The organism is Pseudomonas sp. P1_F1_2 (genome assembly GCF_056405815.1).
On the sequence record NZ_JBFUBK010000074.1, the window covers coordinates 17,248 to 31,700 of the forward strand.

Sequence of the window (14,453 nt, forward strand, 5' to 3'; positions counted from 1 at the left end):
GTGTGATGTTCACTCAAGTGCCGCAACCGCTGGTCTATGCCGAAGCCTTGCTGGCGCAGTTCGCCAGCCTGTCGCGGGCGGCGGACGGTGCTGCGCTGCTGGGTGACTTCGTGCGTGGGGTGGCCGAGCTCAGCGGTTGCGAACTGACGCAGCTGTACTTGCTGGACGCGACCCACACCTGCCTGGGGATGAACGCCGAGTGCCTGAACGGCATTCTGCAACCCCGGGAAGCGGCGAGCCTGCCGGCGGATTACAACGGTGAACAACTGCTGCAATTTGCCTTGTGCCAGAACCGCGTGGTGAGCCTCGGCGAGTTGAGTGGCAGCCTGCACGAAACCAGTTTCCTGCCGCCGCAGGCCACGCCTTGGCAGTCGCTGTTGTGCGTGCCACTGGTCAATCAACAGAAAGCGGTTGAAGGCTTGCTGCTGTGCGCCAGTCGCCAGCACATCGACCTGCAAGGGTTCGCCGATTCGCTCGGGCAGTTGGGCTCTTTCGTGCTCGGTCAGTTGCATTTGCTGCAACGCTTGCGTCGTCCAGCGGGTGACTCAAAACCAGCGCCAGTCAGTGTGCCGAGCGCCAGCGGTTACGGCTTGATCGGCAAGAGTTCGGCCATGCGCCAGACCTATTCGCTGATCAGCAAAGTCCTGCACAGCCCTTACACCGTGCTGTTGCGCGGCGAGACCGGCACCGGCAAGGAAGTGGTCGCGCGGGCGATTCACGATTGCGGCCCGCGCCGTTCCCAGGCGTTCATCGTGCAGAACTGCGCGGCGTTCCCCGAGAACCTGTTGGAAAGCGAGCTGTTCGGCTACCGCAAAGGCGCCTTCACCGGCGCTGACCGCGACCGCGCCGGGCTGTTCGACGCAGCCAACGGCGGCACTTTGTTGCTCGATGAAATCGGCGACATGCCGTTGTCGCTGCAAGCCAAGTTGCTGCGCGTGTTGCAGGAAGGCGAGATCCGCCCGCTCGGTTCCAACGACACCCACAAGATCGACGTGCGCATCATTGCCGCGACGCACCGGGATTTGTCGGTGCTGGTGAGCGAAGGCAAATTCCGCGAGGACTTGTACTACCGCCTYGCGCAATTCCCGATCGAGTTGCCGGCCCTGCGCCAGCGTGAAGGCGACATCCTCGACCTGGCCCGGCACTTTGCTGAAAAGGCCTGCTCGTTCTTGCAGCGCGACGCGGTGCGCTGGTCCGATGCCGCGCTGGATCACCTGTCCGGTTATGCCTTCCCCGGCAACGTGCGCGAACTCAAAGGCCTTGTCGAACGTGCGGTGTTGCTGTGCGAGGGCGGCGAGTTGCTGGCCGAGCATTTCTCCCTGCGCATGGAAGCCATGCCGGAGGACAACAGCCTGAACCTGCGCGAACGCCTGGAGCAGGTCGAACGCAGTTTGTTGCTCGATTGCCTGCGCAAAAACGACGGCAACCAGACCCTCGCCGCCCGCGAACTCGGCCTGCCACGCCGCACGCTGCTTTACCGCCTCGGGCGCCTGAATATCAATTTGGGTGACTTCGATGGGTAGGCAAAAGACCTTCGATTCCACCTCATTTGCTTTTAACAGCGCCGCCCAAACGGGTCGGCGCTTTGTGCTTTGTCTACCCCTGGAGACCCTCTGATGCCTGTTCGTCACTGGCAAGCCGTCCTGCTGACCCTCGTCGTTCTATGCGGCCTCGGCGGCTGTAGCGGCAATTACAAATACAACGACAACACCTATCGCCCATTGGGTGATCCGCAGGCGGTCAATCGCGGCAAGTGACCGCAAGGAGTATCACCATGGAACTGGTTTTCGAAATGCTGAACACCAAGCAGTTCGTGCCCACCGATTTATGCCAGAAGACCTTCAAACAGGCCGGTGGCGTGATTGGACGTGGCGAGGATTGCGACTGGATCATCCCGGACCGCAAGCGGCACCTGTCCAATCACCACGTGAACATCAGCTACCGCGAAGGTACGTTTTTCCTCACCGACACCAGCAGCAACGGTGTCCAGGACGGCGAAAGCGGTGCACGCCTGCGCAAAGGCGAAGCGGTGCGCATCGAACACGGCAGTACCTACGTGTTGGGTGACTTCGAGATTCGTGCGCGGCTGGTGCGTGACCCGGCGACGTTCGACGGCGAAGTCGGGCGTCCGCGTGCGGCAGGCAGCATTATTCCGGACGATGCCTTCCTTGATCTGGACCCGCTGAACGCCCTCGAACAGCAGGAGCGTGTGTACTCCGAAATCGAGGAACTGATTTCCCCAAGCACCACGATCGAGGACACCCGTCAGCGCGCCGACTACGCGCGCATCGACATGGAAAGCCTGATGGTCCCGGAGCTGATCAATGCCCCGGCCGAACCCGCGCCGGCCCCTGCGCCGAAACCGGTCGAACGTCAGAGCGAAGGCTTCTGGGAGCATTTCGGTGCTGCGCTGGGCGTGGACCTCAAAGGCCTCGACCACGACGCCCGCGAAGCCTTGGCGCTGAACGCGGCACGTCTGCTCAAGCAAAGCGTCGGCGGTTTGCAGCAGAGCCTGCGCACCCGCAGCGAACTGAAAAACGAACTGCGTCTGGCCCAGACCACCGTGCAAGGCTCTCAAAAGAACCCGCTGAAATTCGCCGTCGATGCCGGGGAAGCACTGGGCATTTTGTTGCAGCCGAACAAGCCGGGCCAATTGCCGGCCGAGCAAGCCATCTCCCGCGCGTTCCGCGATTTGCAGGCCCATCAAGTGGCCTTGCTGACCGCCAGCCGCGCCGCCGTTCGCGGCACGCTGGAGCACTTCTCGCCGCAGCAATTGACCCTGCGTTTCGAGCGCGACAACAAGCCGCTGCTGGCCACGTCCGGCAGTCGCTGGAGAGCCTACGGCCGTTATCACCAGGCCCTGCGTCAGGACGATGACTGGAGCGAACGCCTGCTGGCCCGCGACTTTGCCCAGGCCTACGAAGAACAGATCCGTCTGATTTCCACCCTACACACCGACCACCAAGGATGATGCGCATGTCTCGCTGCTCGACCGCTTTTTTCAAGACGCTGACAACGGTCGTGGCCCTGGTGCTACTGGCCGGTTGCTCGTCGCTGTCGCCGTATTCGAAAGTGACCAAGCTCAACCTGAAACTGACCGCCAGCGATCAGTTGAACCCGGACCTCAACGGTCGTCCGTCGCCGATTGTTGTGCGTCTGTTCGAGCTCAAGCACCCGGTGACCTTCGAAAACGCCGACTTCTTCAGCTTGTATGAACGCGCCAAGGAATCCCTGGCCCCAGACCTGGTGGCCAGCGAAGAACTCGAGCTGCGTCCGGGCGAAACCGTCGAGCTGAAACTCAGCGTGGAGGAGGGCAGCCGCTACGTCGGCGTACTCGCCGCGTACCGCGACCTGCCGGAAACCAAATGGCGCTACACCGTGCAGATCACCCCGGTGGAAGTCACCGACGCTGACCTGACGCTGGACTCGGCCGGTATCCGCAACAGCCACGAAGCGCTCGCCAAGGTAGATGACTGATCATGAATACCCATAAAGTCATTTGGCAGGAAGGCATGCTGCTGCGTCCGCAGCACTTCCAGCACAACGATCGCTACTACGACCACCAGATGAAAACCCGCACCCAATTGCTGGGCGGTTACACCTGGGGCTTCCTCAACCTGGACATCGATTTGCAGTTCCTCAACATGGGCAAACTGGTGATCAGCCAGGCCTCGGGGATTCTGCCGGATGGCAGCCTGTTTGAACTCGGCGGCAACACCGAACCGCTGGCGCTGGACGTGCCGCCCAACACCGGCAACACGCCGATCTACCTGGCGCTGCCGCTGGTCACCGGTAACCACATCGAGTCGCGCCGCCCGGAGCAATCCGACGTGCTGGCGCGCTACACCGCGTACGAAGCCGAAGTCGCCGATTCCAACGCCGGCGACGATTCCGCCAGCCAGGTGCGCTGCGGTCGCCCGGATTTCAAACTGTTGCTCGGCGAGCAGCAGAGCGATCAGGCCTACGTGAAGCTGAAAATCTGCGACGTGCTCGACACCACGCCCGACGGCGTGATCAGCCTCGATCCGGATTTCGTGCCGACCTACATTCAGGCACATTCGTCCGGCTACCTGCTGTCGTGCCTGAAGGAAGTGATCAGCATGCTCGGTCACCGCGGCGACACCATCGCTGACCGGATTCGCTCCAACGGCAAGGTCGGCGGCGCGGAAGTCGGCGACTTCATGATGCTGCAACTGATCAACCGCACCGAACTGCTGCTGCGTCACTACCTGGGACTTGAGCAGGTGCATCCGGAAGAGTTGTACCGCACGCTGCTGACCATGCTCGGCGATTTGGCGACGTTTTCCAGCGAGAGCAAACGCCCGCGCCTGGACAGCCGTTACCAGCACAGCGATCAGGGCGCGAGCTTTCGCAAACTGATGGAAGCGATCCGTCAGGTGCTGTCGATGGTGCTGGAACAGCACGCCATCGAACTGATCCTGCAAGAGCGTCAGTACGGGATCATCGTTTCGCCGTTGCACGACCACAAGTTGCTGGGCTCGGCCTCGTTCGTGCTGGCGGCCAGTGCCAACTGCGACTCCGAAGAACTGCGCCACCGCTTGCCGGCGCACCTCAAGGTCGGCCCGGTGGAGCGCATCCGCCAACTGGTCAACCTGGCCCTGCCGGGTATCAAGGTCAAACCGTTGCCGGTGGCCCCGCGGCAGATCGCGTTCCACTCCAACAAAACCTATTTCATCCTCGAACTCAGTTCCGAAGACCTGGCACAACTGGAGCGCTCCGGCGGCTTCGCGTTCCATGTGTCTGGCGAATTTGCCGAGCTTGAGCTGAAATTCTGGGCCATCAGGAACTGACAGACATGATCAAGGACATGGAACACCATCAGGACGATAAAACCGTCTTGCTCGACCGCCAGGGCCACGGCCCGGCGCAAAGTCCGCTGACCGACTTCGCCGCGCCACCGCGCTTCGAACAACTGGAAGAACGCATGATCTACGCCGCGCGCCTGCGCCCGGCCGAAGCGTTCAACATCAGCCTCAATTCGCTGGTGGCCGCCGCTTCCGAGCTGTTGTCGGAAGTGGTGCGGCTCAAGCACAGCGACACCCGCGAAGACCTGTACGCGCTCAACGAGCGGCTGACCGCCGGGCTCAAGCTGTTTGAAGTGCGCGCACTGCACAACGGCGCCGAAAGCAGTCAGGTAATGGCTGCGCGTTACGTGCTGTGCACCGTGGTCGACGAAGCCGTCGTGACCACGCCGTGGGGCAACGAAAGCGAGTGGTCGCAGATGAGCCTGCTCAGCAGCTTCCACAACGAAACCTTCGGCGGCGAGAAGTTCTTCCAGCTGCTGGATCGCCTGTCGAAAAACCCGGTCAAGCACCTGCCGATGCTGGAACTGATGTACCTGTGCCTGTCCCTCGGTTTCGAAGGCAAGTACCGCGTGCAAGCACGCGGCATGCTCGAACTCGAAGGCATCCGCGACGCCTTGTACCGGCAGATCCGTCAACTGCGTGGCGACGTGCCGCGTGAGCTGTCGCCGCACTGGGAAGGCCTGAACGACCAGCGCCGCAGCCTGGTGCGCATCGTGCCGGCGTGGATGGTGGTGCTGTTCACCTTCGTCTGCCTGGTGGTGATGTATTCCGGTTTCGCCTGGGTACTCGGCGAGCAGCGCGACACCGTTCTGCAACCTTTCCAGCCGCTAGATCCGGCCGCGGTCCAGCCGCAGTCGCAGCCGTAAACAGGGACGTGTCATGAAAAAGTTTTTCAAGAAAGTCGGCGCATTCTTGCGCAAGACCTGGGTCTGGACCTTGCTGGTGGTGCTGTTTGTCGCGCTGCTGGTGTGGTTCGTCGGACCGCTGCTGGCGGTGGATGACTACAAGTTCTGGGAAGGTTCGACCTCGCGCTTGCTGACCATCAGCGTGCTGTTCCTGATCTGGGGCCTGACCATGGTCTTCGTCAGCTGGCGCGCCGGTGTGCGTAAAAAAGCCGTCGAAGACACCGAAGACGGCCAGGATCGCATCCGCCGCGAAGAGCTGATCGACGAAGAAGAGAAGGAGTTGAAGGTGCGTTTCAAGGACGCCCTGAAAACCCTCAAGACGTCGAGCCTGTATCGCGGCCGCAGCGAACGCTGGCGCAGTGATTTGCCGTGGTACTTGCTGATCGGCCCACAGGGCAGCGGCAAGACCAGCCTGCTGGACTTCTCGGGCCTTGAGTTTCCGATCAACAAGATCGACCGCAAACTCACCCGCGACACCCAAGGCACCCGTCATTGCGACTGGTACTTTGCCGACCACGGTGTGCTGATCGACACCGCTGGCCGCTACCTGACCCAGGCGGACGGCGAAGTCGACGGCAGCGCCTGGAGTACCTTGCTCGACCTGCTGCGCAAGCGTCGCCGCAACCGTCCGTTGAACGGTGTGCTGGTGACCATTCCGGTGGAAACCCTGCTGTGCCCGGACGAGAAAGACCTCGAGACCCTGGCCCGCCAGGTGCGTGCGCGCTTGCAGGACGTGCATCAAAAACTCCACGTCGACGTGCCGGTTTACCTGGTACTGAGCAAGGCCGACAAGCTGCTCGGTTTCGACGAGTTCTTCGATCAACTGACCCGCGAAGAAAGCGATCAGGTGCTCGGCACGAGCTTCCGCAAAGAGCAGAGCGGCACCGATGTGACCGTGCTGCGCACCGAGTTCGAAGAGCTGCTGCGTCGCCTCAACAGCCAAGTGATCATGCGCATGCACCAGGAGCGTGACACCCAGCGCCGTGGCCGCATCCTCGATTTCCCGCATCAACTGGGGCAAATCGGCGAGCGCCTGTGCCTGTTCGTCGACATGGCGTTCACCGGCAACCGCTACCAGCGTGTCAGCCAGTTGCGTGGTTTCTACCTGACCAGCGCACCGCACTTGACTCAAGAAATGGACCAGACCACCGCCGGCATCGGCGCGAGCCTGGGCATGAACGCCGGTATGCTGCCGACCTTGCGCAGCGGCCGCTCGCGCTTCATTCACCATTTGCTCAGCCGGGTGATTTTCCCCGAGGCCGACCTGGCCGGGCTGGACAAGCGCGAACGCAGCCGCATCCATTGGGGCCAACGAGCGCTGTATGTGGGCGCGCTGGCGGCCTTGGCGTTGTTCGGCATGCTGTGGGCGGGTGGTTTCTCGGCCAACTACGAGCGCCTGGAAAACCTGCGCAACCTCGCCACTAATTGGACACAACAACGCGCGGCCCTGACCGCGCGCGATGATTCCATGGCGGTGCTCAAGCCGCTCGACACGGCCTACGCGGCGACTCAGGTCTTCCCGAAAAAAGGTGACGTGGGTTACCACGAGCGCGGCGGTCTGTACCAAGGCGAAGACGTCAACCCAGTGGTCAAGAGCGCCTACGAGCGTGAGCTCGAAGCGCAACTGCTGCCGAAAGTCGCGACCCTGCTGGAAGGRCAGATCCGCGCCAACATGCGCGACCGCGAGCGTCTGCTCAACAGCCTGCGCGCGTACCTGATGCTGAACATGAAAGACCGTCGCGACGGTCCGTGGCTCAAGGATTGGGTCGCTACCGAATGGTCCCAGCGTTATGCCGGCAACACCGCCGTGCAGAACGGTCTTAACACGCACTTCGAACGTTTGCTGCAGCAGCCGTTTATCTACCCGTTGAACGATCAACTGGTGGCTCAGGCACGTCAGGTCCTGCGCAGCGAATCGCTGGCCAACGTGGTTTACCGGATGCTGCGCGAGCAGGCCCGCAACCTGCCGGAGTACCGTCTCAGCCAACACCTCGGCCCGCAAGGTTCGCTGTTTGTCGGCACCGATTACGTGATCCCGGGCTTCTACACCCARCAGGGTTATCAGCAGTATTTCTCGGTCCAGGGTTCTGCGCTGGTCACCGACATCCTGCGTGACAACTGGGTGCTGGGCGAAGGTTCGGGCATCAGCGGCATGGACTTGCGTCGCCTGATGGTCGAACTGGAGCAACTGTACTTCCGCGACTACGCCAATTTCTGGAGTGAAGCGGTGGGCCAGGTGGCACTGCCCGCAATCAGCGACTTCAGTGAAGGCGCCGAGCAACTGGCGGGCCTGACCTCGGCCAACTCGCCGGTGCTGCAACTGCTGGTGGAAGTGCGCGAGAACACCCGTTTTCCAGTGATCGCCGAGAGCGCCGATGACGCTGCTGCGGCGGCCGAAAAACTCGCGGAGAAGGGCGGCAAGCTCGGCAAACTGGCCTCGGCTGCGGCGGACAAAGCCGCGGACATGGCGAAGAACCTGCCGGACACCGCGAAGAAATCCCTGCAACGTCGCTTCGAACCGCTGCACCGTCTGCTGGATGACAACAACGGCCCGGCCGCTGATTTGACCCCTGCATTGGCGGCGCTCAACGACCTGCAACTGCAACTGGCAAGCCTGGCCCGTGCCAGCGCGCCGGAGCAAGCCGCATTCGAAATGGCCAAGACCCGCATGAGCGGCCAGCGCGATGCGTTGAGTGCGTTGCGCAATGCCTCCAACCGCTTGCCGCGTCCGGTCAGCGTGTGGTTCAACGTGCTGGCCGAAGACACCTGGCGCCTGGTGCTCAACGATTCCTACCAGTACCTGAACCAGCGCTATCAGAGCGAGCTGTACAGCTTCTATGGCAAGGCGATCAACAAGCGATATCCGTTCAGCGCCCACAGCACCAGCGACGTGGCGATCAGCGACTTCCGCGAGTTCTTCAAGGCCCAGGGCATCAACGATCGCTTCTTCGAGACGTACATGCGCCCGTTCGTGAGCGGTGATCCGGGCAACTTCCGTCTGCGCGTCATCGACGGTCACAGCCTGCCGATCTCCAAGGTCTACCTCGACCAGATGGCCGCGGCACAAGTGATCCGCCAGAGCTTCTTCTCGATCAACCCGGCCGAGCCGCAAGTGCAGTTCAAACTGGAGCCGTACACCCTCGACCCGGCCGTCAGCCGCTCCGAGTTCAAGTTTGGCGACAAGACCATCGAATACCGCCACGGCCCGATCGTGCCGGTGTCGTTCAAATGGCCGACCGACGCTGAAGACGGTCGCACCAGCCTGGTCCTCGACAAAATGGCTGGCCGCCCGATCGGTATCGAAAAGAACACCGGCCCATGGTCGCTGTTCCGTCTGTTCGACCTGATGCAGACCGAGTACCTGAGTGGTCGCGACGTGCTGGTATTGAAAGCCGACGTGGGTGGCCTGCGCGCCAACTACTTGCTGACCAGCCAACGCACGCCGAACCCGTTCGACATGGGCGTGCTGCGTACTTTCCGTATGCCGGTGCAGCTCTGATGCTGGTGGCCATCCCCTGGCGCAGCGCTGCGCGTACCGACGCCGGCAAGGTTCGGGCGCGCAACGAAGATGCTTTCCTCGACTGTCCACAGCAGGGGCTGTGGGTGGTCGCGGACGGCATGGGCGGTCATCAGGGTGGCGACATCGCCAGCCAGTTGATCGTCGCCAGCCTGGCGGAATTGCCGGTGCAGGATGATTTCGACGAACGCCTCAAAGGCATCCGCCAGTGCCTGCACTGGTTGAACCGCCGCTTGGGTCAGGAGTTGACCGTCACCGCCGGGCGCCACGACAGCATCATGGGCAGCACCGTGGTGGCGCTGCTGGTGGGCGGCAATCGCGCGGCCTGCATCTGGGCCGGCGACAGCCGTTGCTACCTGTGGCGCGGCCAGCGTTTGTATCAACTGTCCAAGGACCACTCGCTGCAACAGCAACTCATCGACGAGCAAAACATGAGCATCGAAGACGCCAAGGCTCACCCTGCCGCCCATGCCCTGACCCGTGCGGTCGGGGCGGCCGAGCAGTTGACCCTGGACGTGCTCGAACTCGAGGTTTATCCCGGCGATGCGTTTCTGTTGTGCAGCGATGGTTTGTACAACGGGCTGAGCAGCGATGCCTTGGGCAACGCCCTGAGCCTGACCGCGCCGCACGTTGCGCTGGAGCGTCTGTTCGATGGCGCTCTGCGTGGCTCGGCGCGGGACAACCTGACTGCCGTGGTGATCCGCCAATGACCCAACTCATGCCGCCGCTCGACGACCTGCTGGTGAGCGACGAAGAAGTCAGCAACCTGACTTATTTCGCGTTCGCCAAGCCGAATAAAGCTGAGCCCGCGCTGGCGCCGACCAAGCCCAGCCTCGGCGAAATGCCGGACGTACTCGCAGGTCGTTACCGCATCGAGCGCCTGCTCGGTGCCGGCGGTATGGGCGCGGTTTACCGCGCACGGGATTTACTGAGCGAACAGTTCGGCGATCCCGACCCTTACATCGCGCTGAAAATCCTCAGCGAAGAATTTGCCGAATCGCCGGACGCCAGCGCCTTGCTCTACAGCGAGTTCGCCCTGACCCGGCGCCTGCGCCACGACAACGTGCTGCGTTTACACAGCTTTGACGTGGACACCGACTGCCAGCGCGCCTTCATCACCATGGAACTCATGCGTGGGCTGACCCTGGACAAATTACTCTGCGAGCGGCCCCTGGGCCTGCCGTGGAAAGAACTGCGCGACATCGCGCTGCCGCTGCTCGACGCGCTGGCCTACGCCCACTCGCGCGGCGTGCTGCACGGCGACATGAAACCGAGCAACGTGATGCTCAGCGAAGAAGGCGTGCGCTTGTTTGACTTCGGCCTCGGCCAAGCCGTGGAAGGCATCCTGCCCGGCCTGCCACACCTGAGTCGTGAGCGCTTCAACGCCTGGACCCCCGGCTACGCCGCCCCGGAACTGCTCGAAGGCCAGCCGCTGAGCTCGAGCGCCGATGTGTACGGCGTCGCCTGCGTGCTCTACGAGCTGGCCGGCGGCAAACACCCGTTCCGCCGCTTGCCCTCGACCGAGGCCCGCGACGGCGAGCTCGAACGCGAGCTGCACCCGCCGCGCAACCTGCCCAAACACTGCTGGCCAGCCCTGCGAACGGCGCTGGCTTTCGATGCGGCCAAGCGCACCATCACCGCAGCCCAATTGCGTGACGCCCTGGGCGCCACTTCGTCTTTGCTGCAACGCCTGCGATTTGGGGCGTAACGGATGACCACCGAACAGGGAGCAAGCAATGTTCAACCCGTCTAACGAAACGCATTTCAGCCTGACCGTTGAAGACTACGTCGGCGCCGTGCATTCGGGCGACCTGCAAGTGCTGTCGTTCACCGGCACCGAAGGCATCAGCCAGCCGTATCGCTTCGACCTCGAACTGGTCAGCGAAAACCCTGATCTGGACCTGGAACAGCTGCTGCACAAGCAGGCTTTTTTGGCGTTCGACCCGCAGGGCTCCGGCATCCACGGCCAGATCTACCGCGTCGCCCAAGGTGATGCCGGCAAACGCCTGACCCGCTACAAAATCTCCCTGGTGCCGCACCTGCAATACCTGCATCACCGCACCAACCAGCGCATCTACCAGCAGATGTCCGCGCCGAAAATCATCGCGCTGATCCTCGAAGAGCACGGCATCAAAGGCAACGCCTACCGCTTCCAGCTCAGCCAACCGTGCCCGGACCGCGACTACTGCGTGCAGTACGACGAAACCGACCTGCACTTCGTCCAGCGCTTGTGCGAAGAGGAAGGCATTCACTACCACTTCCAGCACAGTGCCAAAGGTCATCTGCTGGTATTCGGCGACGACCAGACCGTGTTCCCGAAACTCGGGCAGCCAACGGCTTATGTGCAAGGCAGCGGCATGGTCGCTGACGAACCGGTGATCAAAGGCTTCAAACTGCGCCTGGAAACCCGTACCAGCCGCACCACCCGCCGCGACTACGACTTCGAAAAACCACGCCTGCAACTCGAAGCGGCGTACAAACCCGACGGCGAAAGCACCGAACCGGATCTGGAAGACTACGACTACCCTGGCCGCTTCCTCGACCGCGCGCGCGGCAAATTCCTCAGCCAACGCGCCCTCGAACGCCACCGCGCCGACTACCAGCAAGCCGAAGGCCACGGCGACCAGACCCGGCTCATCAGCGGCCACTTCCTGGAAATGTCCGACCACCCGCGCACCGAGTGGAACGACCTCTGGCTGCTCACGGAAATCGTCCACGAAGGCAAACAACCGCAAGTCCTCGAAGAGTCGGTCACCAGCGACACCACCGACAACAAAGACGACTTTCACCAGGGCTACCGCAACCGCTTCCTCGCCACCCCGTGGAACGTCTTCTACCGCCCCGCGCTGGAACACCCAAAACCCCGCGTACTCGGCAGCCAGACCGCCATGGTCACCGGCCCCAAAGGCGAAGAAATTCACTGCGACCAATACGGCCGCATCAAAGTGCAATTCCACTGGGACCGCGAAGGCCTGGCCGACGACAAAACCAGCTGCTGGATGCGCGTTTCATCGAGCTGGGCCGGCGACCGCTACGGCGCCATCGTCATCCCGCGCATCGGCATGGAAGTCCTGGTGACGTTCCTTGAAGGCGATCCCGACCAACCGTTGGTGACGGGGTGCCTGTACCACAAGGAAAACCAGGTTCCCTACGAGTTGCCGGCCAATAAAACCCGCACCGTGTTCAAAACCCTCAGCTCTCCGGGGGGCGGTGGGTTTAATGAATTGCGGATTGAAGACAAGAAAGGTGCCGAGCAGATCTTCATCCATGCCCAGCGGGATTGGGATGAAAACATTGAGCATGATCAGAAGATTCGCGTCGGCAACGAACGCCACGACACCGTGGTGAAGAACACCTACACCGAGCTGAAGGCGGAAGAGCATCGCACCACGATTGCGGATCGCAAGGTTGAAACGCGGCTGGATGATCACCTGACGATTGGGCAGAACCAGCATGTGAAGTTGGGGACTGCGCAGCTGACCAGCGTGGGGAAAGAGATTCATGTGAAGGCTGGGGCGAAGATTGTTATTGAGGCTGGCAGCGAACTCACCATTTTGGGGGGAGGGAGCTTTATCAAGCTGGATGCCGGTGGGGTGACGGTTGTTGGGCCGGTGGTGAAGATTAATGCGGGTGGTTCGGCCGGGAGCGGGACCGGGATCGGGATTAAACCGCCGGTGCTGCCGGGGGCGGCGGATAAGGATAAGGCGGGGAGTTTGATGGATCAGGCGTTGGGGAATGCGGTGCCTGAGAAGGTTAAGCCGAAGGCTTTTTTTGTGTTTTCTGAGTGATGAGATTCGTGATGACAACAAACAAACACGTAAGGCTGGTGAAGTGGTCTTCCATCGCACTGCTGACCTTAGGTATGCACACCGGTGCCTTTGCCTCGTCGTCCGTTGATGCTCAATGTCCGAGCGACGACTTTGCAGAGTTCGTTAAAGTTTTCGCCTCCCAGCCTGAGATACAGAAGGTCTTTATCGCCTCTCCCGTTCAAGAGATTCGAGTAGTTTTCGATGGTGATAAGCCGAAGGTAGTCAAACGTAAACTCAAAGCGCTGGACGCTGCTGCATTGAGCGTACTTGTGCCAGAAAATGCCGCTGAGTCGAATCTGACCATAAATATCGATTTACCGAACAAAGTGATTGTCCGTGACCAGGTGGGCGGATTTCTGAAAGTTTTCGTCTTCAAACATGACGACTGCTGGGTTCTGAACCGTGTCGAAGATTGGTCGCTTGAAAATGTATTAGATGGTGTGGCTCGAACGGAAAAACTATTGCCCGGTGAGAGAGAGCTGAAAAAAGGTGTGTGGTTTGACCGATTGGCTAATCATGCTTCGCCCGAATCCGGTGTTTATTTGTACGCCGCAGCGCTGGATAGCTATTTAGCCGGAGCGCAACAAGGTTCGGCGCAGGCTGCATTGTCTGCTGCAGGAATTAGTCTTTCTGGACAAGCTCCACGCTTGGATAACGCCAAAATTCTGGATCTTTTGGTTGCTGCTTCAAAAAGCATTCCCAATGCAGGCGTAACACTTGCAAATTTTTACTGCGATGAGGGTGAATACGATGACAAGCACGTCTGTATCAACCCACAACAGTCAATGGATGCGTTGGAAAATGCCGCGAGCCGTGGCTCAGTAGATGCACTGAGCCAACTGGGTGAGGTGTATGAAGCCGGCACCGTTGTCCCTGCTGATCTGCCCCGAGCAATGGCGTGTTACCAGCAGGTTCAGAAAACGGATCCTGAGTCCGGTACGCGAGGTGTTGACCACTTGGCGGCCCAAGGCGTCGTCGCTGATAACTCAATTCAATGTGTTAAAGCAGGGAGCTTCCGATGAGTACCGGACTACTCGAACAGCGGGCTAACTACCCGCATACCCAATATGAATACGGTCCAGCGAAAGGTTACGCCGATGCCGACGGCGACGGTCGAAAGGAAATCGACTGTTCAGGTCTGTTGTACCGGATGCTGAAGGATGCTGGATATTCAATTCCATACCTGACAACGGGACAGCTGAATGTTGACGTAACCCATTTTGACGTCGTTTCGCTCGCGAATGTTCAGCCTGGTGATATTGCCCTGTGGATCAATTTTCATGGGCATACGGGGGTAGTCGAGGACATCAACTCAGTACGTAACGCGGGGAWTTTTTTCGGCTCGCAATCTTCTTCTGGGCCGAAATCCGCTAAGTACGGGAACCATAGCGGTTAC

Annotated in this window: 11 protein-coding genes and 1 pseudogene; all 12 read left to right on the plus strand. The window is 61.0% G+C overall.

Annotation, left to right across the window (positions count from 1 at the left end):
* Positions 1–5: 5 nt before the first annotated feature.
* The gene (locus AC1D2P_RS20685; RefSeq protein ID WP_223523062.1) at positions 6–1,523 is read left to right on the plus strand and encodes a sigma-54 interaction domain-containing protein; all 1,518 of its coding nucleotides are present in this window, start codon (positions 6–8) and stop codon (positions 1,521–1,523) included.
* A gap of 93 nt (positions 1,524–1,616) precedes the next feature.
* Positions 1,617–1,757 (plus strand): hypothetical protein, encoded by a 141-nt coding sequence (locus AC1D2P_RS20690; RefSeq protein ID WP_007894589.1) that lies wholly within the window; start codon positions 1,617–1,619, stop codon positions 1,755–1,757.
* Between the two features lie 17 nt (positions 1,758–1,774).
* Positions 1,775–2,971, plus strand: a complete 1,197-nt coding sequence (gene tagH / locus AC1D2P_RS20695) for a type VI secretion system-associated FHA domain protein TagH (protein ID WP_109785757.1) — start codon at positions 1,775–1,777, stop codon at positions 2,969–2,971.
* A gap of 5 nt (positions 2,972–2,976) precedes the next feature.
* Complete coding sequence (tssJ, locus tag AC1D2P_RS20700; protein WP_109785756.1) at positions 2,977–3,477, plus strand: type VI secretion system lipoprotein TssJ; 501 nt, start codon at positions 2,977–2,979, stop codon at positions 3,475–3,477.
* A gap of 2 nt (positions 3,478–3,479) precedes the next feature.
* Positions 3,480–4,811 (plus strand): type VI secretion system baseplate subunit TssK, encoded by a 1,332-nt coding sequence (tssK, locus tag AC1D2P_RS20705; protein ID WP_046030714.1) that lies wholly within the window; start codon positions 3,480–3,482, stop codon positions 4,809–4,811.
* A gap of 5 nt (positions 4,812–4,816) precedes the next feature.
* A complete protein-coding gene (gene icmH / locus AC1D2P_RS20710) occupies positions 4,817–5,692 on the plus strand; it encodes a type IVB secretion system protein IcmH/DotU (RefSeq protein ID WP_109785755.1) in 876 nt (291 codons plus the stop codon).
* Positions 5,693–5,705: 13 nt separating this feature from the next.
* The gene (tssM, locus tag AC1D2P_RS20715; RefSeq protein WP_109785754.1) at positions 5,706–9,230 is read left to right on the plus strand and encodes a type VI secretion system membrane subunit TssM; all 3,525 of its coding nucleotides are present in this window, start codon (positions 5,706–5,708) and stop codon (positions 9,228–9,230) included.
* Positions 9,230–9,958 (plus strand): PP2C family protein-serine/threonine phosphatase, encoded by a 729-nt coding sequence (locus AC1D2P_RS20720; RefSeq protein ID WP_109785753.1) that lies wholly within the window; start codon positions 9,230–9,232, stop codon positions 9,956–9,958. The genes tssM and AC1D2P_RS20720 overlap by 1 nt, the downstream gene beginning before the upstream one ends.
* On the plus strand, positions 9,955–10,956 hold the full coding sequence (locus AC1D2P_RS20725) for a serine/threonine-protein kinase (protein ID WP_177412228.1): 1,002 nt from the start codon (positions 9,955–9,957) through the stop codon (positions 10,954–10,956). The genes AC1D2P_RS20720 and AC1D2P_RS20725 overlap by 4 nt, the downstream gene beginning before the upstream one ends.
* 28 nt (positions 10,957–10,984) lie before the next feature.
* A complete protein-coding gene (locus AC1D2P_RS20730) occupies positions 10,985–13,036 on the plus strand; it encodes a type VI secretion system Vgr family protein (RefSeq protein WP_109785752.1) in 2,052 nt (683 codons plus the stop codon).
* Positions 13,037–13,047: 11 nt separating this feature from the next.
* Positions 13,048–14,079: a tetratricopeptide repeat protein gene (locus AC1D2P_RS20735; RefSeq protein WP_477757419.1), complete on the plus strand. Its 1,032-nt coding sequence runs from the start codon at positions 13,048–13,050 to the stop codon at positions 14,077–14,079.
* Positions 14,076–14,453, plus strand: a pseudogene (locus AC1D2P_RS20740) (hypothetical protein); the annotation flags it as partial. The gene AC1D2P_RS20735 and the pseudogene AC1D2P_RS20740, both read left to right, overlap by 4 nt.

What these genes read in the sequence shown, in the direction of transcription:
- AC1D2P_RS20720 (WP_109785753.1), top strand. Translation starts at nt 9,230, where the DNA reads ATGCTGGTGGCCATCCCCTGGCGCAGCGCTGCGCGTACCGACGCCGGC.
- icmH (WP_109785755.1), top strand. Translation starts at nt 4,817, where the DNA reads ATGATCAAGGACATGGAACACCATCAGGACGATAAAACCGTCTTGCTC.
- AC1D2P_RS20735 (WP_477757419.1), top strand. Translation starts at nt 13,048, where the DNA reads ATGACAACAAACAAACACGTAAGGCTGGTGAAGTGGTCTTCCATCGCA.
- AC1D2P_RS20730 (WP_109785752.1), top strand. Translation starts at nt 10,985, where the DNA reads ATGTTCAACCCGTCTAACGAAACGCATTTCAGCCTGACCGTTGAAGAC.
- tagH (WP_109785757.1), top strand. Translation starts at nt 1,775, where the DNA reads ATGGAACTGGTTTTCGAAATGCTGAACACCAAGCAGTTCGTGCCCACC.
- tssJ (WP_109785756.1), top strand. Translation starts at nt 2,977, where the DNA reads ATGTCTCGCTGCTCGACCGCTTTTTTCAAGACGCTGACAACGGTCGTG.
- tssK (WP_046030714.1), top strand. Translation starts at nt 3,480, where the DNA reads ATGAATACCCATAAAGTCATTTGGCAGGAAGGCATGCTGCTGCGTCCG.
- AC1D2P_RS20725 (WP_177412228.1), top strand. Translation starts at nt 9,955, where the DNA reads ATGACCCAACTCATGCCGCCGCTCGACGACCTGCTGGTGAGCGACGAA.
- AC1D2P_RS20690 (WP_007894589.1), top strand. Translation starts at nt 1,617, where the DNA reads ATGCCTGTTCGTCACTGGCAAGCCGTCCTGCTGACCCTCGTCGTTCTA.